Origin of the sequence: Pseudomonas sp. DTU12.1 (assembly GCF_009873475.1) — a bacterium.
In the GTDB taxonomy this organism is placed as follows: domain Bacteria; phylum Pseudomonadota; class Gammaproteobacteria; order Pseudomonadales; family Pseudomonadaceae; genus Aquipseudomonas; species Aquipseudomonas proteolytica.
On record NZ_CP045254.1, the window covers coordinates 1982448 to 2003747 of the forward strand.

The following is a 21300-nucleotide window of genomic DNA, read 5'->3' on the forward strand; positions in this document are numbered from 1 at the left end:
GCAAGCAATTGCAGCCTGGCTTGTGGCTCGGGCTTGAAGCTTTTTTGCTAAAGAGGATTTTTTTTCATGTCGCAGAAATTTGACGTTGTAGTGATTGGTGCGGGCCCTGGCGGCTACGTTGCCGCCATCAAGGCCGCTCAACTGGGCCTCTCGACTGCTTGCATCGAAAAATACACTGACAAGGAAGGCAAACTGGCGCTGGGCGGTACTTGCCTGAACGTGGGTTGCATTCCTTCCAAGGCGCTGCTGGACAGCTCCTGGAAATTCCACGAAGCCCAGGACGGTTTTGCCATCCACGGCATCAACCACGCTGGCGTGACCATGGACGTGCCAGCAATGGTCGGCCGCAAGGCCAACATCGTCAAAGGCCTGACCTCTGGCGTTGCTACCTTGTTCAAGGCCAATGGCGTCACTTCCCTGCAAGGTCACGGCAAACTGCTGGCCGGAAAGAAAGTTGAAATCACCAAGCCAGACGGTTCGACCGAAATCATCGAAGCCGAAAACGTGATCCTGGCTCCAGGTTCGCGTCCGATCGATATTCCACCGGCACCAGTTGACCAGAACGTGATCGTTGATTCGACCGGCGCCCTGGAATTCCAATCGGTACCAAAACGCCTGGGTGTGATCGGCGCTGGTGTTATCGGCCTGGAACTGGGTTCGGTCTGGTCCCGCCTGGGTTCCGAAGTGACCGTGCTGGAAGCCCTGGACACGTTCCTGCTGGCTGCCGACACCGCAGTGTCCAAAGAAGCGCTGAAGACCCTGACCAAACAAGGTCTGGACATCAAGCTGGGCGCTCGCGTGACCGGTTCGAAAGTCAACGGCGAAGAAGTTGTCGTGACCTACACCGACAAGGATGGCGAACAGACCATCACTTTCGACAAGCTGATCGTTGCCGTTGGTCGCCGTCCAGTGACCACTGATCTGCTGGCTTCCGACAGCGGCGTGACCATCGACGAGCGTGGCTTTGTGCATGTCGACGATCACTGCGCTACCACCGTTCCTGGCGTCTATGCCATTGGTGACGTGGTTCGCGGCATGATGCTGGCACACAAGGCATCCGAAGAAGGCATCATGGTGGTTGAGCGCATCAAGGGTCACAAGACCCAGATGAACTACGACCTGATCCCTTCGGTTATCTACACCCACCCGGAAATTGCATGGGTTGGTAAGAACGAACAGCAGTTGAAAGCTGAAGGCGTTGAAGTTAACGTCGGCACCTTCCCGTTTGCCGCTTCTGGCCGTGCCATGGCAGCGAACGACACTGGCGGTTTTGTCAAAGTCATCGCTGATGCCAAGACTGACCGCGTATTGGGCGTCCACGTGATTGGCCCAAGCGCTGCAGAACTGGTTCAGCAGGGCGCTATCGGTATGGAATTCGGCACCAGTGCCGAAGACCTGGGCATGATGGTCTTCTCCCATCCGACCCTGTCCGAAGCGTTGCACGAAGCAGCGTTGGCTGTGAATGGCGGCGCCATCCACATCGCCAACCGCAAGAAGCGCTAAGCGAGATAATAAGAAACCACGGCGGAGTTGCCCGTCGTGAGCCTTGCGCGCAAGACTCACCGCGGAATATCCGCTGGACGCAGTCTTGTGCAGCTTGACCGGGCTTAAGTTCGGCAAGTTGTGCGAGCAGCAGTCACAGGTGGCGCGGCACTCATAATGAGCGCAGCGCCGAATGCGCAGTACCTAACGAAGACGGTAAAAAGCATGAATCTTCACGAGTATCAGGGTAAGCAGCTGTTCGCTGAATACGGCCTGCCAGTTTCCAAGGGCTACGCAGTAGACACCCCGGAAGCAGCAGCAGAAGCTTGCGACAAAATCGGCGGCACCGAGTGGGTTGTCAAAGCCCAGGTCCACGCTGGTGGTCGCGGTAAAGCGGGCGGCGTTAAGCTGGTTCGCAGCAAAGAAGACGCCAAGGCCTTCGCACAGCAGTGGCTGGGCAAGCGTCTGGTGACTTACCAGACTGACGCCAATGGCCAGCCAGTCACCAAGATCCTGGTTGAATCGTGCACTGATATCGCTAAAGAGCTGTACCTGGGCGCTGTCGTTGACCGTTCTAGCCGTCGCATCGTGTTCATGGCTTCCACCGAAGGTGGCGTGGACATCGAGAAGATCGCTCACGAAACCCCAGAAAAAATTCTCAAGGCCACTATCGATCCACTGGTTGGCGCTCAGCCATTCCAGGGTCGCGAGCTGGCTTTCCAGCTGGGTCTGGAAGGCAAGCAAGTTGCCCAGTTCGCCAAGATCTTCGTGGGTCTGGCCAAACTGTTCCAGGATCACGATCTGGCCCTGCTGGAAGTGAACCCGCTGGTGATCAAGGCTGACGGCGATCTGCATTGCCTCGACGCCAAGATCAACATCGACGCCAACGCCATGTACCGTCAGCCTAAGCTGAAGACTTTCCACGATCCGTCGCAAGACGATCCGCGCGAAGCGCACGCTGCCAAGTTCGAACTGAACTACGTAGCCCTGGAAGGTAACATCGGTTGCATGGTCAACGGTGCTGGCCTGGCCATGGGTACCATGGACATCGTCAACCTGCATGGCGGCAAGCCAGCCAACTTCCTCGACGTGGGCGGTGGTGCTACCAAAGAACGCGTTACCGAAGCGTTCAAGATCATCCTGTCCGACTCCAACGTCGCTGCAGTACTGGTCAACATCTTCGGCGGCATCGTTCGTTGCGACATGATTGCCGAAGGCATCATCGGTGCAGTGAAAGAAGTCGGCGTGAAAATCCCGGTTGTTGTACGCCTTGAAGGTAACAACGCTGAACTGGGCGCTAAAGTACTGGCAGAAAGCGGTTTGAACATCATCGCTGCTACCAGCCTGACCGACGCTGCTCAACAAGTTGTCAAAGCTGCGGAGGGCAAATAATGAGCGTCCTGATCAATAAAGACACCAAAGTTATCTGCCAGGGTATTACCGGTTCGCAAGGTAGCTTCCACACCCAGCAAGCCATCGAATACGGCACCAAGATGGTTGGCGGCGTAACTCCAGGCAAAGGCGGCACCGAGCACCTGGGCCTGCCAGTGTTCAACACCGTGAAAGACGCTGTTGCTCAAACTGGCGCTACCGCCAGCGTGATCTACGTTCCAGCTCCTTTCTGCAAGGACTCCATCCTGGAAGCGGCATTCGGCGGCATCAAGCTGATCGTGTGCATCACCGAAGGCATTCCTACCCTGGACATGCTGGACGCTAAAGTTAAGTGCGACGAGCTGGGTGTTACCCTGATCGGCCCTAACTGCCCAGGCGTGATCACCCCAGGCGAATGCAAGATCGGCATCATGCCTGGTCACATTCACTTGCCAGGTAAAGTCGGTATCGTTTCCCGTTCCGGCACCCTGACCTACGAAGCTGTGAAGCAGACCACTGACGCCGGTTTCGGTCAGTCGACTTGCGTCGGCATCGGCGGTGACCCGATCCCAGGCTCGAACTTCATCGACATCCTGAAACTGTTCCAGGAAGACCCGAAGACCGAAGCGATCGTCATGATCGGTGAGATCGGCGGTTCGGCTGAAGAAGAAGCGGCTGCCTACATCAAGGCACACGTGACCAAGCCGGTTGTTTCCTACATCGCTGGTGTGACTGCCCCTGCGGGCAAGCGCATGGGCCATGCTGGCGCAATCATCTCTGGCGGCAAGGGCACTGCAGACGAGAAGTTTGCTGCCCTGGAAGACGCAGGCGTGAAAACCGTGCGTTCGCTGGCAGACATCGGCAAGGCTTTGTCCGAGCTGACAGGTTGGGCGATCAAGTAAGCCTCGCGCTTAGCTGACGCTTCACCACACAAAGGCCACCTTCGGGTGGCCTTTGTGCATTCTGCAGGTTGCTGAAGATCAAAATGTGGGAGCGGGCTTGCTCGCGAATGCGGTGTATCAGTTGATACATTCATTTCTGACCCACCGCATTCGCGAGCAAGCCCGCTCCCACATTTGTTCGTATTACCAAGTTAAGTATGAAAACGCGACATCAAAGTGTCGCTTATCGGACAGTCCGCCCCGCAACAGTGCGTTTGTCAGGCAAATTCTGTACGCTAGCCGCCTCTTTATGCGCCAGCATCCCAAAAGGAAGCCGCGTGCTAGACCGGCCGGTCCCCATAAGGGCCGGTAGCATTTCCCTCATCCATAGGGAATCCCTCTCTAAATTCCGATTCAGTAGTGTGGTATTTCCTCAAATGAAAGTGTTGAAAAGCCAGGACATCCTGGCGTTGGGCTTTATGACTTTTGCCCTGTTCGTGGGCGCCGGCAACATCATCTTCCCGCCTATCGTCGGTTTGCAGTCCGGGCCTCATGTCTGGATGGCAGCACTGGGCTTCCTGATCACTGCGGTCGGCCTGCCGGTCGTCACGGTCATCGCCCTGGCCAAGGTCGGCGGTGGCATGGACGCATTGAGCAGCCCCATCGGCAAGGTCGCCGGTGGCATCCTGGCTGCAGCGTGCTACCTGGCTGTCGGCCCGCTGTTCGCCACGCCACGTACTGCAACGGTCTCGTTCGAAGTAGGCCTGGCGCCATTGACCGGTGAAAGCCCGCTGGCCCTGTTCCTCTACAGCTCGGTGTACTTCCTGCTGGTGTTCTTCATCTCCCTGTACCCAGGGCGCCTGTTGGATACAGTCGGCCGTTTCCTCGCGCCGCTGAAGATCATTGCGCTGGCGGTACTGGGTATCGCGGCCTTTGCCCTGCCGGCAGGTGATATCGGCGTTGCTACGCCTGAGTACGTCGCCGCACCGTTTTCCCAAGGCTTCATCAATGGCTACCTGACCATGGATACCTTGGGCGCGCTGGTGTTTGGCATCGTCATCGTCAATGCCATTCGCTCCCGTGGCGTCGAGTCTCCACAGTTGATCACCCGCTACGCAATCATTGCCGGGCTGATTGCCGGCGTGGGCCTGGCGCTGGTGTACATCAGCCTGTTCCGCCTCGGTTCGGGCAGCCATGAAGTGGCCGCCGGCGCAGCCAACGGCGCGGCGGTATTGCACGCTTATGTGCAACACACCTTCGGCTCCCTGGGCAGCGGTTTCCTCGCGGTGCTGATCTCCCTGGCGTGCCTGGTCACGGCGGTGGGCCTGACCTGTGCCTGCGCCGAGTACTTCAGCCGGGTGCTGCCACTGTCCTACAAGACCCTGGTAGTGATCCTGGCGGCGTTCTCGCTGTTGGTCTCCAACCTGGGCCTGACCAAGCTGATCGCGTTCTCGATCCCGGTCCTGACCGCCATCTACCCGCCGTGCATCGTCCTGGTGGCCCTGAGCTTCTGCAAGGACTTCTGGCATGAGCATGGCCGCATCCTTGGCCCGGTGATGCTGGTGTCGTTCATCTTCGGTACCATCGACGCGCTCAAGGGCGCCGGCCTGGCCGGTTGGATGCCTGCACAAATGGCTAACCTGCCATTGAGCGAACAAGGCCTGGCATGGCTGGTGCCTTGTGTGATTACCCTGGTGGCCGCATTCGGGGTTGACCGTATGCTGGGCAAACGCAGCGAAGCCATCGCCTAAAGCGCCCCGTTACACGCTGACATCGAAATGCCCCGTATCAATCGATCCGGGGCATTTTTTATGGGCGATGGGCAGTGTCTTTTTTTGTGGGCTAACGTCGAACGGGTACGCAATTCTAAAGCTCAAGCGCGGTTGGTGTAGGAGCCGGCTTGCCAGCGATAGCGGTATATCGGTCGGCCTGATACTGACTGAAAGGACGCCATCGCCGGCAAGCCAGCGCCCACATTGACCGAGTGAGCCAGCCCTATTGTTCAGAGGACCCGCATGTCGTTCGTCGAAGCCAACCTGATTCACTTGCTTGCCGCGCTATGGTTCGTCATCTGCTGGGGCGGCTATACCCGCTACGCCAGCTGGAAAGCCCGGGACACTGCTTGTCTTGCCAGTGTGTTGCACCTGTATCGCGAGGACTGGATGCGCCGCATGCTCCTGCGGGACAACCGCATCGCCGACGCCAGTGTGATCGGTAACCTGGAGCGCAACGCCTCGTTCTTCGCCTCCAGTACCCTGATCATCCTCGCCGGTATCCTCACCGTGCTGGGGGCTTCGGAGCGCGCGGTATCGCTGCTGGCGGACATTCCCATGGTGCAACAGGCATCCCAGGGCATGTCGGAGATCAAGCTGCTGTGCCTGGCCCTGGTGTTTGTCTATGCCTTCTTTACTTTCAGTTGGTGCATGCGCCAGTACAACTTCGCGGCGATCCTGATTGGCTCGGCGCCGATGGTCGGTGAGCGTCACGTCTCCGAGCAGGAGCGCAAGGCGTTTGCCTCGCGGGCGGCGCGGGTGATCTCGATGGCTGCCAACCAGTTCAACTTCGGTCTGCGTTCCTATTACTTCGGCATGACCATGCTTGCCTGGTTTGTCAGCCCCTGGCTGTTCATGCTGATGAGCAGCGGGGTGGTGCTGGTACTGTACCGGCGCGAATTTCATTCTGACGTTCTGGAGGTGATGGTCTATACCCCTACAGAGGCACCGATGCCTGAAGCGCCCAAGGAGGCAATATCGTGAGTATTCCGTTCTGGTGTGTATTTATCAGCGCACTGCTGATTTTCGTGGCACGCATGCCGGTGGGCAAGGCCATGAAAGAGCAGGGGGGGTATGACAACCACCTTCCACGCCACCAACAGGCGCAGTTGACCGGCTTCGGCGCGCGGGCAGTGGCTGCGCATCAAAACAGTTTTGAAGCTTTTATCTTGTTTGCGGTGGGAGTCTTGATGGCTCATACCACCCAGACCCAGGGCTACCTGATTGACTGGCTGGCGATCATCTTTGTGATTGCGCGGGTAATCTATCTGGCCTGCTATTGGGCCGACTTGGCCTGGCAACGCAGCCTGGTGTGGTTGGTGGGGTTGCTGTGCTCACTATTGTTGATGGTTAGTCCTACATTTCGCACTTTGCTGATCTGATAAAAGTCCCGCACAAAGTAAAGCCCGCTATTTAAGCGGGCTTTCTTTTGCAACATGGTATTTAAACCGCGGTATCAGGAACCGGTTGCAGGTGTAGCTGGAGCAGCTTCTTTAGCGGCGGCTGCGTCAGATTCAGCTTGGGCTTTGGCGGCTTCGGCGTTTTCTTTTGCAGCGTCGTTCACTTTATCCTGAGCTTCGCTCATTTTTTCTTGAGCTTGTTCAGCATGCTGGTTGGCATCCTGAGCTTTGTCCTCGGATTTTTTATCGCAGGCAGCGAGGCCAAGGGCGGCAGCCAACATCAAGGAAACAGCGAAAGTCTTGCGCATGGGGTGTTTCTCCTTATTGAAGATATCTACTGGCCTTTCGAGCATGGGGTGCCTGCATTAGTTCCTTTAATCCCACAGATATATAAGACGTTTCGCCAAGGAACTTTCTTCCGGGGTATTTCTTTCGCCGGATCACTACTAATAAGAGTCTTTATCCAATGACCGATAGCCCCCTTTTAGAGCGTGCCGCACGGTTTGTCTCGGCCCTGCGTCACTGTCAGGTGCTGGGCATCGAGGTGCATGATGCGAACGCCGAGGGCATGACCCTGCGCTTGCCCTACAGCCCGCAGATCGTCGGCGACCCACAGACCGGGATCATCCATGGCGGCGCCTTGACCTCGCTGATGGACACGGCTTGTGGCATGGCAACCCTGTGCGTGTTGCCGGAGTTCGAGGTCTGCCCGACCCTGGATCTGCGCATTGACTACATGCACCCGGCCGAACCCCACAAGACGGTGTTCGGCTTTGCCCAATGTTATCGAGTGACCAGTGACGTGATTTTCACCCGTGGTTTTGCTTACCAGGACGACCCCCAGCAGCCGATTGCCCATGTGGTGGGTACGTTCATGCGTATGGGCAAACGGTTGAAGGGTACCAAGGGATTGGGCAGCAGCATCAAGGGAGAACAGGCATGACCCATCAATTCAAGACCCGGATGCAGCAGGCCCACCAACGCGGCGACTATAAGGCGTTGCTCGAGCTGATTCCCTACGCCCGACTGATCGGCGTCGAGTGCACGCGCCTGGGGGATGAGTTGTTGTTCCGCATGCCGGCCAACAAGGACAATATTGGTAACCCGATATTGCCAGCTATCCATGGTGGCGTGATCGCAGGCTTTATGGAGTTGTCGGCGGCCTTTCATCTATGGGTGACCACGCAGGCCCCGGGGGTTGAAAAAGGCCTGCCCAAGATCGTCGATTTTTCCCTGGATTACCTGCGGGCCGGGCAGTTTCGCGACACTTACGCCACCTGCCAGGTATGGCGTCAGGGACGGCGTGTGGCCAATGTGGCAATCACCGCCTGGCAAAGCACCCCGGCCGAGCCTATCGCCACCGCTCGTGCGCATTTCAAGATTCAGGAGCAGGGCCACCCTTGAAATCCTGGTCTTAGCCCCCAACTTTGATGACAACCCGCCGCCAACCCTCTCGGGCGCGGCCACTGCCATCCAATTGGAGTTTGATGACCATGAGTGTGGAAACTCAAAAGGAAACCCTGGGCTTCCAGACCGAGGTGAAGCAGCTGCTGCACCTCATGATCCATTCGCTGTATTCCAACAAGGAAATCTTCCTTCGCGAATTGATCTCGAACGCCTCTGACGCTGTCGACAAATTACGTTTCGAAGCCCTGTCCAAGCCTGAGTTGCTGGAAGGTGGCGCGGAACTGAAAATCCGTGTGAGCTTCGACAAGGACGCCAAGACCGTCACCCTCGAAGACAACGGCATCGGCATGAGCCGTGAAGACGCGATTACCCACTTGGGTACCATCGCCAAATCCGGCACCGCCGATTTCATGAAGAACCTCTCGGGCGACCAGAAGAAAGATTCGCACCTGATCGGCCAGTTCGGCGTGGGCTTCTATTCGGCCTTTATCGTCGCCGACAAAGTTGAAGTGTTCAGCCGCCGCGCCGGTCTTGATGCCAGCGAAGGCGTGCACTGGTCCTCCAAAGGCGAGGGCGAATTCGAAATCGCCACCGTTGATAAGGCTGACCGCGGTACCCGCATCGTGCTGCACCTCAAGGCCGGTGAAGACGAATTCGCCGATGGCTGGCGCCTGCGCAACATCATCAAGAAGTACTCCGACCATATCGCGCTGCCCATCGAATTGCCGAAAGAACAAGCGGCTGTCGAAGGCGAGGAGACCCCAGCCCAGGAATGGGAAGTGGTCAACCGCGCCAGCGCCCTGTGGACCCGTCCGCGCACTGAAGTGAAGGACGAGGAATACCAGGAGTTCTACAAGCACATCGCCCATGACTACGAAAACCCGCTGAGCTGGAGCCACAACAAGGTTGAAGGCAAGCTGGAATACAGCTCGCTGCTGTACGTCCCGGCCCGTGCTCCGTTCGACCTGTACCAGCGCGAAGCGCCCAAGGGCCTGAAGCTGTACGTACAGCGCGTATTCGTGATGGATCAGGCGGAGTCCTTCTTGCCGCTGTACCTGCGCTTTATCAAGGGCGTGGTGGACTCCAACGACCTGTCGCTGAACGTGTCGCGGGAAATCCTGCAGAAAGACCCGATCATCGACTCCATGAAGTCGGCGTTGACCAAGCGTGTGCTGGACATGCTGGAAAAGCTGGCGAAGAACGAGCCTGAGCAATACAAAGGCTTCTGGAAAAACTTCGGCCAGGTCATGAAAGAAGGCCCGGCGGAAGATTTTGCCAACAAGGAAAAAATCGCCGGCCTGCTGCGTTTTGCCTCGACTCAAGGTGAAGACGGCGAGCAGGTTGTGTCGCTGGCCGAGTACCTGGCGCGCGCCAAGGAAGGTCAGGACAAGATCTACTACCTGACTGGCGAAACCTACGCCCAGGTCAAGAACAGCCCGCACCTGGAAGTCTTCCGCAAGAAAGGCATCGAAGTGCTGCTGCTGACCGACCGTATCGACGAGTGGCTGATGAGCTATCTCAGCGAGTTCGACGGCAAATCCTTTGTCGACGTGGCCCGTGGTGACCTGGACCTGGGTAACCTGGATTCGGAAGAGGACAAAAAAGCCGCTGAAGAAGTGGCCAAGTCCAAAGAAGGCCTGGTTGAACGCATCAAGACCGCCCTGGGCGATGCTGTCAGCGAAGTGCGGGTTTCCCACCGTCTGACCGATTCCCCGGCGATCCTGGCCATCGGCGAGCAGGACCTGGGCATGCAGATGCGCCAGATCCTCGAAGCCAGCGGGCAGAAGGTGCCGGACTCCAAGCCGATCTTCGAATTCAACCCGGCTCACCCGCTGATCGAGAAACTCGACGGCGAGCAGAGTGAAGAGCGCTTTGGCGACCTGTCGCACATCCTCTTCGACCAGGCGGCCCTGGCTGCAGGGGACAGCTTGAAAGACCCGGCCGCTTATGTGCGCCGACTGAACAAGCTGTTGGTTGAACTGTCGGTTTAACAACGCTGCAAGAAAACCCCGCTTCGGCGGGGTTTTTCGTTATGGCTCTGCTGTAGGCGCGAGCTTGTCTCCTACAGGGAACCGCGTTAATCCATTCTCACTGGAGTAAATGATGAGCCAAGTCACCGTGCGTTCCGTGGTCTATCAGATTGATGGCCAGCCTTATGAAAGCCGCCTGGCCTTCGATGCCAGCCACAAGGGCCCGCTGCCGGGCCTGTTGATGGCGCCGAACTGGATGGGCGTCAGCGCCGGCGCCGAAGAGATCGCCAAGGCCGTAGCCGCCAAGGGTTATGTGGTGTTGATCGCCGATCTGTATGGGCAGCAAGTGCGCCCGTCCAATGGCGATGAGGCCGGGGCGGCGATGATGCCGTTGAAAAATGACCGTGGGCTTCTGAACACGCGCATGCAGGCGGCCTTTGAGCAGCTGCAAGGCCAGGTCGAAGCCGCTGTCGATACCTCGAAGCTGGCGACCTTTGGCTTCTGCTTTGGTGGTTGCTGCGCTTTGGAGTTGGCGCGTACCGGTGCGGCGTTGAAGGCTGCGGTGTCGTTCCATGGCACCCTGGATACGCCAAACCCGGCGGACGCGAAGAATATCAAGGGGTCAGTGCTGGTGTTGCATGGTGCTAGCGATCCGTTGGTGCCCAGGGAGCAACTGCCTGCATTTGAAGATGAGATGAACGCGGCCGGTGTCGATTGGCAATTGCTCAGCTACGGCGGCGCGGTGCATTCGTTCACCGATCCCCATGCCAATGTGCCGGGCAAGATGATGTACGACGCCAAGACGGCTGGTCGGGCGTTCCAGGCGATGCATAATTTGTTGGATGAAGTGTTCGGGGGCTGAGTCTTCAGCGCCTGTCAGGGTTTCATCGCGGCATCGGTATCTACACAACTTTGCCGCAACGCCTAAATCCAGGCAGATAGCGCAGTTGTGGCGAGCGGGCTTGTCGGAACGCCGCATCGCCCGCGCTGGGCTGCGAAGCAGCCCTAAACCCTGCCATCATGGTTTACCTGAAGAAACGCGGCGGGTTTTTTGGGGCTGCTTCGCAGCCCAGCGCGGGCGATGCGGCGTTCCGACAAGCCCGCTCGCCACGGGGGGCGTCAGTTTCTGAAAGTTGTGTAGATACCTATGCTCATCGCGGCAAGCCCGCTCCCACACTTACGGTGTTCACAAATCAACATGTGGGAGCGGGCTTGCCCGCGATAGCTACCTCACAGGCAACTCAATTCTCCCGCTTTCCCCCGGCACCGTCGGCCAATCCCCGGCCGCCCAGCGCTGGCGCGCCTGTTCGATCAACGCCGGATCACTGGCGACAAAATTCCAATTGATCCGCCGTGGCCCGTCCAGCGGCGCGCCACCGAAGATCACCAGGTGGCATTCGGTCTCGGCAAACAGCGCCATGCTCTGGCCTGCCGGCAACACCACCAGGCTATGGGCCTGCACCGGTTCGCCGTCCAACTGCGCATCACCGTCTAGCACGTACACCGCCCGTTCCTCATGTTCATCAGGAATCAGCAGGGTGGTGGCGGTTTGCATATGAACCTCGGCATACAGCGTCGGCGACAGCACGGGCACCGGTGACTCCAGGCAGAAGCCACTGCCGGCGATCAAGCGGATCGTCACGCCCAGGTTGTCGCTGACCGGCAGGCTGGTGGCGGGGTGATGGCTGTAATGCCCCGGGCCCTGCTCATGGGCCTTGGGCGATGCCAGCCACACCTGCAGGCCGTGCAGGTTGAAACCCTTGGCCTTGAGCGCGTCGGGCGTGCGTTCGACGTGGGCGATGGCGCTGCCCGCAGTCATCCAGCTGACATCGCCGGCCTGCACCACTTGGTCGGAGCCGAGGCTGTCCCTGTGCAGCAGTTCGCCTTCAAACAGGTAGGTGAGGGTAGACAGGCCGATATGCGGATGCTGGCGGATATTCATGCCGCTGCCGGGCGCGTAGCGGGTCTGGAGCATATGGTCGAAAAACACGAAGGGCCCCACGCTGCGGCACTCTCGCGAGGGCAGCGGGCGCAGGATAGGTTGGCCTTCGACATCTTCTGGGCGCGGGCGGATCACGGTCACGGTTGTCATGGAGCATCCCTGTCTGAGCGGGTTCGTAGGGCTTGAGCATAACCCGCCAGACAGGGAACCGGTGTTATTGGCTGAATGCACCTTCGGCGAGCTGGGTCTCGATGTTGATCTCGGCGGTGGTCATCAGTTTGTGCACCGGGCACTTGTCGGCCACGCGATGCAGTTCAGCGCGCTGCTCGTCGGTGAGCACGCCCTTGAGGGTCAGCTTGACGTTGAGCTTGTATTTACCCTTTTGCTCCTCGCTGCTGTCATGGGTCACTTCCACGGTCACGCCAGTCAGGGGGATGTCTTTTTTCTGTGCATACAGTTTGACGGTCAGGGCTTTGCACGAGGCCAGCGCGGCGTCGAAGTAATCGTGGGGCGAGGGCGCCGAGTCGTCGCCACCCAGGCTCTTGGGCAGGTCGGTAAACAGCTCGTGGTTATTGATGTTGACGCTATGGCGAAAGTTCTCGGTGTTCAGCGTGTTGACGATAACGGGCATGGTAAACCTCACAAGGTGGCAGGATGAACGTCATGCAGTTATAGAGCATGCTGGCATCGGAGTGTTCCGCGTTTTTTGCCGGATGAACCCTGGCAAGTCACCGGCGGTCTACCTCACTTAACCTGGATTGAGATTTTATCGTGCCCTGGACCCACCTGACCCTTGCCCTCTTGCTTAGCGCCAGCAGCCTGGCCGTGCACGCCCGCGACTATGCCTACAGCGACGCGCACCTGCATTACGTCGACTTCTTCCAGGAGACGGCAGGCATGGACAAGCTGCTCAAGGCCATGGCGGCCAATCGCATCGAGCATGTGATGATTTCCGGCGTGCCCGTGGCGAAGAAATGGCATGAAGACGAGCCCAAGCGCCCGCGCTATTACGCCGGTGATGACGCGGATGCCTATTGGTACAGCGCCACTGATGTGATCGTGGCCGCTGCGGTCAACAAGCTGACCGCCGAACAGCGCCAGCATTTCCATCCGTTCCTCAGCGGCTTCAACCCTAACGACAAGAACTCCGAGGCCCATATCCAGCGCATGCTCGACCTCAATCCAGGGCTGTGGCAGGGCATCGGTGAAGTCTTCACCCGCCACGATGATCTAACGGCGCTGACCTCCGGCGACACGCCACGGGCCAATAACGAGGCTATGACGCGGATCTATCACCTGGCCGCCGAGAATGACCTGCCGGTGCTGGTGCATTCCAACATCACCTCCAAGCGCGAGCGCAATCCTCTGTATCTGGCAGAAATCGAAGAGCCGCTGCGCAATCATCCGCACACCCGGTTTATCTGGGCCCATGCCGGCACCAGCATGGAGATCCACCGGCACCAGACGCAGCTGGACTTCCTGCTGCCGACCCTGAGCCGGATGCTGGAGGCCTATCCCAACCTGTACGTCGACCTGTCCTGGAGCGTGCTCAACCCCTATTTGCTGGATGAGGCGGGAAAGCCCCGGCCGGAGTGGCTGAAGCTGGTAGAGCGGTTCCCGGAGCGCTTTATGCTGGGGTCTGATGTTGTAGGGCGGTTCAACAAGCTGGGTAAGGAAATGCGTAGCTTCAATCCTTTCCTTGATGCCTTGCCTGAAGACGTTGCGCGAAAAGTTGCGCGGGACAATTTCCTCGCGATTTTGCCCAAGGCGCGCTGATCGGGTTTGTCATCGTCCCGTCATACCGGTGTCATAAGCTCCCGCCATCTCACTCAAGGAGCCCACTATGCACCTCACCCGTTTAAGCGCCCTGGCGGCATTGATGATGATCAGCGGCCTGGCCAGTGCCGAAGTCCGTATCGAAGGCCCGGTGGAATTCGGCGTGTTTGAAGGACCCAAAGCCGAGCTGCAGTCGGGCGAGCGCGTATTGCGGCGCAGCAACGAACAGATCCAGGCCACCACCGAGGTGCCGGCCAAGTTGGGCACCAAGTTTGGCCTGCGCTACCAGTTGCTGGGCAAGGTCGCCGAAGATACCCCGCTGACCTTGCTCTACTTCACCCCCGGCATCCGCACGGCCGACGGCCAGCGCCATGACAAATTCGAAGTGACCCAGAAACTGGTGCCCGGTGCGCCTCAGGACGTGATGGCCTATGAGTTCACCGAAAGCCACGAAGTGGTGCCGGGCGAATGGCGATTCATGGTGTTCCAGGGTGACCGCTTGCTGACCCAGAAGAGCTTTACCGTGCGCTGAATCGCTACAGTCATGCAGTCGTTGGATAAAGGCGTTTTGATATCGCGTTTTCGTCTTACGCAAAAAGTCGAAGACGCCGATACCTTTCATGAGCAACCCGCTGCAGGTGGATGCAGCGCTCTTGAAAGGAATCAGCGCAATGAGTATCAGAAGTCTCAATATCGCTCCGCGTGCAGGCCTGGGTTTTGGATTGTTGGCGTTGATGGTGTTTGTGCTGGGCGGGTTCGCCTTGATGCAAATGGCCAATATGCGCGAGCAATCGGACCAGGTGGAAACCAACTGGCTGCCCAGCGTGATGGCCGTCGGCGAAATGAATCAGGACCTGCTGCGGGTGCGGGCCTTGACCTTGCGTCTATTGGTCAACCGCGACCCGCAGGCGGTGGCGCAGAATGAACAGAAAATCAGCGATATCAAAAAGCAGCTGCACAACGCGCAGTCGCTGTATGACGCGCTTATCGTCCTGCCCCAGGAGCGAGTGCTGTTCGACCGCTTCAAGGTCGAGGAGCAGCAATACCTGCAACGCCAGGAGCAGGTCATGGCGTTCTCCCGGCAAAATCAGGTGGAGGAGGCGATCAAGGTGGTCAACGGCGAGATGAATCATCTGGCCGATGCCTTGGCCGGCACCCTCGGCGAACTGGTCACACTCAACAAGGACAGCGCCAACCAGGCGGCAGACTTGGCCCAGCGGGTATTCAGTCAGTCGCGAATCTGGGTGATCGGCATGATCGCCGTGACCGCGCTGATTACCATCGCCCTGGCCGTTTTGTTGACCCGCAGTATCGTGTTGCCACTGGCGCAGTCGGTGAGGGTCGCCCAGGGGGTCGCCAGCGGCGACTTGACCGGCGAGATCACCGTCAGCGGCAAGGACGAGCCAGCGCGCCTGCAACAGGCGCTCAAGAGCATGCAGGAAAATCTGCGCGAGACGATCCGGCGCATTTCCGACTCTTCCAACCAACTGGCCTCTGCTTCCGAGGAACTCAGTAGTGTCACCGAAGACGCCACCCGTGGCCTGCACCAGCAAAGCCAGGAAATCGAACAGGCCGCCACGGCGGTCAACCAGATGACCGCAGCGGTGGAGGAGGTGGCCAGTAACGCAGTAGCCACCTCACAGGCCTCGCGGGAGTCCGATCGCATTGCCCAGCACGGGCGCGAGCAGGTGCACCAGACGGTGTTGTCGATCGAGTCCCTGGCCGACGACGTGACTGCCAATGCCACCCAGGTCGAGGACTTGGCGCAGAAGGTGTACGGAATCAGCAAGGTATTGGATGTGATTCGCTCCATTGCCGAACAGACCAATCTGCTGGCGCTGAATGCGGCGATCGAGGCGGCGCGGGCGGGCGAGGCCGGACGGGGTTTTGCGGTGGTCGCCGATGAAGTGCGGGCCCTGGCCCATCGCACCCAGCAATCGACCCGGGAAATCGAGCAGATGATCGGTGGGATTCAGCAGGGCACCGATCAGGCCGTCAGTTCCATGCAACAGAGTAATGGCCGGGCACGTGCGACCCTGGGCATTGCCAAGTCAGCAGGCACAGCGTTGGAGGAGATTGCCTCGGCGTTCACCCTGATCAACGAGCGCAACCTGGTGATCGCCAGCGCGTCGGAGCAGCAGGCGGCGGTGGCGCGGGAAGTGGACCGCAACCTGATGAATATCCGCGACCTGGCGATGCAGACATCGGCGGGCGCCAATCAGACCAGTGCGGCGAGCCATGAGTTGTCGCGATTGGCGGTGGACCTGAACAGCATGGTTGCGCGGTTTTCGGTGTAGGGCTGAAGATCGCCATCGCAGGCAAGCCAGCTCCCACATTTGACCGCGTTGGAATGCGATCAATGTGGGAGCTGGCTTGCCTGCGATGAAGGCGACACGGTCCATCATTAACCCCGACCAATAAAAAACGCCCCGAACCAGTCGGGGCGTTTTCACATGCACAACCTGCGGGGTATTACTTACCCTGCCAGCGTTTCAGTACCAAGGTGGCATTGGTGCCACCAAAGCCGAAGCTGTTGCTCATGACCGTGTTGATGGTGGCATCTTCACGGGTCTTGGTCAGGATCGGCATATCCGCAACGGCTGGGTCCAGCTCTTCGATGTTGGCCGAGCCCGCCATGAAGTTGCCTTCCATCATCAGCAGGCAATAGATCGCTTCGTGAACGCCAGCGGCACCCAGGGAGTGACCCGACAGGCTCTTGGTGGAGCTGATGGCTGGAGCCTTGTCGCCGAAGACCGCACGCACGCCTTCCATTTCCTTGGCGTCGCCCACCGGAGTGGAGGTGCCATGGGTGTTCAGGTAGTCGATGGGTGTATCAACGGTGGCCATGGCCATCTGCATGCAGCGGATGGCGCCTTCGCCGCTTGGCGCAACCATGTCGTAGCCGTCGGAAGTGGCGCCGTAGCCGACGATTTCCGCGTAGATCTTCGCGCCACGGGCCAGGGCGTGTTCCAGCTCCTCGACCACGACCATGCCGCCGCCGCCGGCGATGACGAAACCGTCACGCTTGGCATCGTAGGCACGGGAAGCTTTTTCCGGAGTGTCGTTGTACTGGGTGGACAGCGCGCCCATGGCGTCGAACAGGAACGACTGGCTCCAATGTTCTTCTTCACCGCCACCGGCGAATACGATGTCTTGCTTGCCCAACTGGATCTGCTCGACAGCGGTACCAATGCAGTGGGCACTGGTGGCGCAGGCGGAGGAGATCGAGTAGTTCACGCCCTTGATCTGGAATGGAGTGGCCAGGCACGCGGAAACGGTGCTGCCCATGGTCCGCGTGACGCGGTACGGGCCAACGCGCTTGACGCCTTTCTCGCGCAGGATGTCCAGCGCTTCCATCTGGTTCAAGGTCGACGCGCCGCCGGAGCCAGCGATCAGGCCGGTGCGCACGTTGGATACCTGGTCGTCGCTCAGGCCGGAGTCGGCGATTGCGTCTTTCATGGCCAGGTAGGCATAAGCTGCGGCGTGGCCAACGAAGCGATAGATCTTGCGATCGATCAGTTCTTCGAGGGGGAGGTCGATGGAGCCGGAAACCTGGCTACGCAGACCCATTTCGGCATATTCCGGGTTGAAGCGGATGCCAGGGCGACTTGCACGCAGGTTAGCGGAGACGGTCTCTTTGTCATTGCCCAGGCACGAAACGATGCCCAGACCAGTGATAACGACGCGGCGCATGCGGATAACCCTTAAAAGTTGTCAGTGGAAGTAAACACGCCGACGCGAAGGCCTTCGGCGGTGTAGATCTCGCGACCGTCGACGCTCACCGAACCATCGGCGATGGCCAGGTTCAGCTTGCCCTTGAGGACGCGCTTGATCTGAATGTTGTAGGTGACTTTCTTGGCGGTCGGCAGGACCTGGCCAAAGAACTTCACTTCGCCCGAACCCAGGGCGCGACCGCGGCCCGGCAGGCCTTGCCAGCCAAGGAAGAAGCCGACCAGTTGCCACATGGCATCAAGGCCCAGGCAGCCCGGCATGACCGGATCGCCTTCGAAATGGCAGGCGAAGAACCACAGGTCCGGGGTGATATCCAGCTCGGCGACCAATTCACCTTTGCCGTACTTGCCACCCTCTTCGCTGATATGGGTGATGCGATCCACCATCAGCATATTCGGGGCGGGCAGTTGCGCGTTACCTGGGCCGAACAGCTCACCGCGACTGCAGCGCAGCAGGTCTTCCCGGGTAAAGGCGTTTTGTTTGGTCATGCGAGCTCCTCAATAATCCCATGCGGCAGGGCCGGGTAAATCTTCCCGACCGACTGAAGCGTGCTTGCCTCACGTCGGCAGCCTACAGGTAGACTATTGCGTTGTAGTGAAAGTCACAGCATCAAGGACATGAATGTACACTTGTGCACTGAAATTTTAAACCGGACTTATTTATAGGCCCGCTTGGGTGCCTAAGACTGCCGCACTTTCGTCTTTCACGCCAGTCGCAGTTGGCTGATGGTGCCCATCTAATGCACCCAGCGTTGCAGGATTTGCTGCAAATCCGTGCGTTTGAACGGCTTGGCCAGGTAATCGTTCATTCCCGCGGCCAGGCATGCCTCGCGATCGCCTTGTAGCGCATTGGCGGTCAGGGCAATGATCGGCAGGTCGGCGCAGCCGGGCAACTGGCGGATCTGGCGTGTCGCTTCATAGCCGTCGATCACCGGCAGCCGGCAGTCCATCAGGATCGCCGTGAAAATCAGGCTTTCGGCGCTGCGAATCGCTTCGGCGCCATCGGTGGCGATGCTCACCTCGAACCCCAGGCTGCGCAGCATGGCTTCGACCACGGTGCGGTTGACCGGATTATCCTCCACCAGCAACACATGGCGGCCTTCACCGGCGCTGGCTTTGTGCTGGGTGTCCGGGGCGATCTGCGGCAGGCTCTGCTGGTAGATCGCCAAGGGGATTTCCAGGGTGAACACCGACCCCAGGCCTTCCTCGCTCTGGGCACGCAAGGTGCCGCCCATGCGCTCGGCCAGGGTGCGGGCAATCGGCAGGCCCAGGCCGGTGCCACCGTAACGCCTGGAGATAGAACTGTCCGCCTGCTGAAAGGCGTCGAACATCAGTTCCAGGCGCTCGGCCGAGATGCCAATCCCGGTGTCGCGCACCGTGCAGGTAAACCACAGCAGCTCATGGTCCAGGGTCTGCCAGTTGGGCTCGACGCTGACCGTGCCTTGCTCGGTGAACTTCAGCGCATTGCCGATCAGGTTCACCAGGATCTGGCGGATCCGCGTCGGGTCGCCCTGTACGCGCAAAGCGTCCATGCCCGGTGGGATCGACAATTCCAGGGCCAGCCCGCGTTGTATGGCGCTGTGCTGGAAGGACTGGGCGCAACTGTTGATCAGGTCCACCAGGTTGAACGGAATATGCTCAAGCTCCAGGGCTGAGCGTTCGATACGCGAGAAGTCGAGGATATCGTTGATGACTTTGAGCAGGTGCTCGGTGGACTCCGAAGCCAGTGCGGCGTACTCGGTCTGCTCGTCGGTCATGGACGTGGTTTCGAGCAATTGCAGCATGCCCAGCACACCGTTCATCGGTGTGCGCAGTTCGTGGCTCATCATCGCCAGGAAGTCGGACTTGGCACTGTTGGCGCGCTCGGCCTCTTCCCGTGTCTGGATCAATTGGGCCATGGCCTGCTGCTGTTCACGGCTGGCGTGGTGCAGGCCTTCGGCGAGGTTGTTGATGTGCCGTGACAGGTCGCCCAGCTCGGAGTCGTCGACAATCGGCAGTGGGGTCTTGTAGTCCCCCTGCTGGATCGCCTTGACCGCATTGCCCATGGCGCTGATCGGTTGCGACAGGCTGGCGGCCAGGCGCCGTGCCAGCAGGAAGGTAAAGAGCAGGGCAAACAGTGCGAGGATTGCGGCCTTGAAGAGGATTTCCTGTTGGCGCTGGCTGAAGGCGTCATTGGACATGCCGACGATCACCCGGCCCAGATAGTCGGCCCGTGGCGCCTTGGGTTGCGCGGTGCTGTCCTGGAAAAAGTCGTTGCCCAGCTGGATATGCTGCAGGCGGATCGGCGCCTGGAAGATCTTTACCGACAGCGAGCGGTCGTGCTTTTCCGAGGGCTGCTCGACGTACACCAGGATGTTTTCTGCGCTGTCCTGGATTTCCAGGAAGCGCACATGGGGCGTGGCCAGGGTGGCCCGCAGCAGGCTGTCGAGCACGTCGTTGTTGCCCGAAATCACGCCGTACTCGGTGGCCGGGGCCAGTTGGTTGGCGATCAGTTGGCCGGTGTGGTCCAGTTCCTGGCGCAGATCCTGGATCCGCACGAAGGTAAAAAAGCTGATTAAAAGCAAGGTCAGCAACAGGGCCGGGCCCAGGGTGATGATCTGAGTACGGGTGTTGATATCCCAACGGCGACGCAAGGTCATGGGTGTTTCTCCCCTTCGGCCAATCGGGTCGCGACGGCGGTTTCGTCCACCTGTTCGATTCCCAGCGAGCGCGCCACTTGCGGGTTGCCCACGACTTTGAAGTGATCCGGGTACAGCGAGCGCGGCCAACCGGCCTGCGGGCGATCGAGCAGGCGGTCAAGCACATTCAGCCAGTCGGCCTGGTCGCTGTAGGTGCTGGCCAGGCTGCCGGCCCGCACGAAGCCGGCGTTGGGCCCGATCAGTGGCAATTGCCTGGCGTAGCTGCTCAACAGCAGGTTTTTCACGGTTTTGGGGTTGTACAACTGCGGATCATCCAGCCCTAGCAACACATCGCTGTTTTTGAACAGGCTGAGCAGCGGGCGGCTGTCGTTGATGTTGTCCCAGTGCTGGGCGACGATTTCCAGGCCCAGGGCCGCCGCATGCTGGCGCAGCTCCGGCAGCAGGAATTCGCTATCGCTGCCGTACAGCACGCCAATGCGCCGGGCCTGGGGCAGGATATTGGCGATCAGGCGCAGCTGCCGGTCCACCGGCGGGTCGCTCCACAACAGGCTGATCTTGGCGGGCACATGATTGCCCAGGCGCTCGCGGGCTTGCAGGCGGCTGATGCGCAGCACCAGCGTCGCCGGGCCCTGGGTGTCCTGCAGGCGCCAGTCGAGGCTGGGCAGGTCCAGCAGGATCAGGCGGGTGTTGCCCGGCAGTTGGCCGGGGGCGGGCATGTCTGGCAGGGCCTTGAACGTGACGCTGTCGGCAGGACGTTGCTCGCGCAGGGCCTGGGCGAAGGCCTGTACACCGGGGCCATCCTCGGCAGCGGTCAGCAGGATTTCGGCGCTCCACGCGGGCATGGCCAATGCCAGGCTGGCAAGCAGCAGGCAGCGGCGCCAGAACCTGGCGCCAAAGAGGGCGCTCATCCTTGACTGGGCAGGGTTCAT

20 protein-coding genes are annotated in these 21300 nt (G+C 59.6%); 13 read left to right on the forward strand and 7 right to left on the reverse strand.

The window, feature by feature from the left end; translation table 11 throughout:
• Positions 1–66 precede the first annotated feature (66 nt).
• From lpdA to GDV60_RS08865, 6 genes are all read left to right on the forward strand, one after another.
• Positions 67–1503, forward strand: a complete 1437-nt coding sequence (gene lpdA, locus GDV60_RS08840) for a dihydrolipoyl dehydrogenase (RefSeq protein ID WP_029292680.1) — start codon at positions 67–69, stop codon at positions 1501–1503.
• 204 nt (positions 1504–1707) lie between these two features.
• A complete protein-coding gene (sucC, locus tag GDV60_RS08845; RefSeq protein ID WP_003233235.1) occupies positions 1708–2874 on the forward strand; it encodes an ADP-forming succinate--CoA ligase subunit beta in 1167 nt (388 codons plus the stop codon).
• The gene (gene sucD / locus GDV60_RS08850) at positions 2874–3755 is read left to right on the forward strand and encodes a succinate--CoA ligase subunit alpha (protein ID WP_029292685.1); all 882 of its coding nucleotides are present in this window, start codon (positions 2874–2876) and stop codon (positions 3753–3755) included. The genes sucC and sucD overlap by 1 nt, the downstream gene beginning before the upstream one ends.
• Positions 3756–4171: 416 nt before the next feature.
• Positions 4172–5485, forward strand: coding sequence for a branched-chain amino acid transport system II carrier protein (gene brnQ / locus GDV60_RS08855; protein WP_029292687.1), 1314 nt, complete (start codon positions 4172–4174; stop codon positions 5483–5485).
• Positions 5486–5749: 264 nt separating this feature from the next.
• The gene (locus GDV60_RS08860; RefSeq protein ID WP_029292689.1) at positions 5750–6490 is read left to right on the forward strand and encodes a DUF599 domain-containing protein; all 741 of its coding nucleotides are present in this window, start codon (positions 5750–5752) and stop codon (positions 6488–6490) included.
• Complete coding sequence (locus GDV60_RS08865) at positions 6487–6888, forward strand: MAPEG family protein (protein WP_029292690.1); 402 nt, start codon at positions 6487–6489, stop codon at positions 6886–6888. The genes GDV60_RS08860 and GDV60_RS08865 overlap by 4 nt, the downstream gene beginning before the upstream one ends.
• 74 nt (positions 6889–6962) lie before the next feature.
• Here the strand turns inward: GDV60_RS08865 and GDV60_RS08870 are convergent, their stop codons facing one another.
• Positions 6963–7214 (reverse strand): hypothetical protein, encoded by a 252-nt coding sequence (locus GDV60_RS08870; RefSeq protein ID WP_029292691.1) that lies wholly within the window; start codon positions 7212–7214, stop codon positions 6963–6965.
• A 158-nt stretch (positions 7215–7372) separates the two neighbouring features.
• Between GDV60_RS08870 and GDV60_RS08875 the strand changes: the two genes are divergently transcribed.
• The 4 genes from GDV60_RS08875 (at position 7373) to GDV60_RS08890 (ending at position 11145) form a co-directional block, all read left to right on the forward strand.
• The gene (locus GDV60_RS08875) at positions 7373–7849 is read left to right on the forward strand and encodes a PaaI family thioesterase (protein WP_070995402.1); all 477 of its coding nucleotides are present in this window, start codon (positions 7373–7375) and stop codon (positions 7847–7849) included.
• The gene (locus GDV60_RS08880; RefSeq protein ID WP_159906889.1) at positions 7846–8310 is read left to right on the forward strand and encodes a PaaI family thioesterase; all 465 of its coding nucleotides are present in this window, start codon (positions 7846–7848) and stop codon (positions 8308–8310) included. Before GDV60_RS08875 ends, GDV60_RS08880 begins: the two co-directional genes overlap by 4 nt.
• Before the next feature lie 89 nt (positions 8311–8399).
• The gene (gene htpG, locus GDV60_RS08885; protein ID WP_029292695.1) at positions 8400–10304 is read left to right on the forward strand and encodes a molecular chaperone HtpG; all 1905 of its coding nucleotides are present in this window, start codon (positions 8400–8402) and stop codon (positions 10302–10304) included.
• Positions 10305–10416: 112 nt separating this feature from the next.
• The gene (locus GDV60_RS08890; protein WP_104911876.1) at positions 10417–11145 is read left to right on the forward strand and encodes a dienelactone hydrolase family protein; all 729 of its coding nucleotides are present in this window, start codon (positions 10417–10419) and stop codon (positions 11143–11145) included.
• 363 nt (positions 11146–11508) lie between these two features.
• On the opposite strand, the gene GDV60_RS08895 is transcribed toward GDV60_RS08890, so the two are convergent.
• Complete coding sequence (locus tag GDV60_RS08895) at positions 11509–12375, reverse strand: pirin family protein (protein ID WP_092234662.1); 867 nt, start codon at positions 12373–12375, stop codon at positions 11509–11511.
• Between the two features lie 64 nt (positions 12376–12439).
• Positions 12440–12856 carry an OsmC family protein gene (locus GDV60_RS08900; RefSeq protein WP_029292701.1) on the reverse strand — a complete coding sequence of 139 codons (417 nt, stop codon included), beginning with the start codon at positions 12854–12856 and terminating at the stop codon, positions 12440–12442.
• A 140-nt stretch (positions 12857–12996) separates the two neighbouring features.
• On the opposite strand from GDV60_RS08900, the gene GDV60_RS08905 reads away from it, so the two are divergent.
• From GDV60_RS08905 to GDV60_RS08915, 3 genes are all read left to right on the forward strand, one after another.
• On the forward strand, positions 12997–14001 hold the full coding sequence (locus GDV60_RS08905) for an amidohydrolase family protein (RefSeq protein ID WP_159906891.1): 1005 nt from the start codon (positions 12997–12999) through the stop codon (positions 13999–14001).
• Between the two features lie 67 nt (positions 14002–14068).
• A complete protein-coding gene (locus tag GDV60_RS08910) occupies positions 14069–14533 on the forward strand; it encodes a DUF3859 domain-containing protein (RefSeq protein ID WP_070995398.1) in 465 nt (154 codons plus the stop codon).
• A 139-nt stretch (positions 14534–14672) separates the two neighbouring features.
• On the forward strand, positions 14673–16298 hold the full coding sequence (locus GDV60_RS08915) for a methyl-accepting chemotaxis protein (RefSeq protein ID WP_159906893.1): 1626 nt from the start codon (positions 14673–14675) through the stop codon (positions 16296–16298).
• A gap of 175 nt (positions 16299–16473) precedes the next feature.
• Here the strand turns inward: GDV60_RS08915 and fabB are convergent, their stop codons facing one another.
• The 4 genes from fabB to GDV60_RS08935 all read right to left on the reverse strand — a co-directional run bounded on the left by fabB (position 16474) and on the right by GDV60_RS08935 (position 21300).
• The gene (gene fabB / locus GDV60_RS08920; protein WP_159906895.1) at positions 16474–17694 is read right to left on the reverse strand and encodes a beta-ketoacyl-ACP synthase I; all 1221 of its coding nucleotides are present in this window, start codon (positions 17692–17694) and stop codon (positions 16474–16476) included.
• An 11-nt stretch (positions 17695–17705) separates the two neighbouring features.
• Complete coding sequence (gene fabA / locus GDV60_RS08925; protein ID WP_010211704.1) at positions 17706–18221, reverse strand: 3-hydroxyacyl-[acyl-carrier-protein] dehydratase FabA; 516 nt, start codon at positions 18219–18221, stop codon at positions 17706–17708.
• Positions 18222–18469: 248 nt separating this feature from the next.
• The gene (locus GDV60_RS08930) at positions 18470–20371 is read right to left on the reverse strand and encodes an ATP-binding protein (protein WP_070995396.1); all 1902 of its coding nucleotides are present in this window, start codon (positions 20369–20371) and stop codon (positions 18470–18472) included.
• Positions 20368–21300: an ABC transporter substrate-binding protein gene (locus GDV60_RS08935; RefSeq protein WP_222934631.1), complete on the reverse strand. Its 933-nt coding sequence runs from the start codon at positions 21298–21300 to the stop codon at positions 20368–20370. Before GDV60_RS08935 ends, GDV60_RS08930 begins: the two co-directional genes overlap by 4 nt.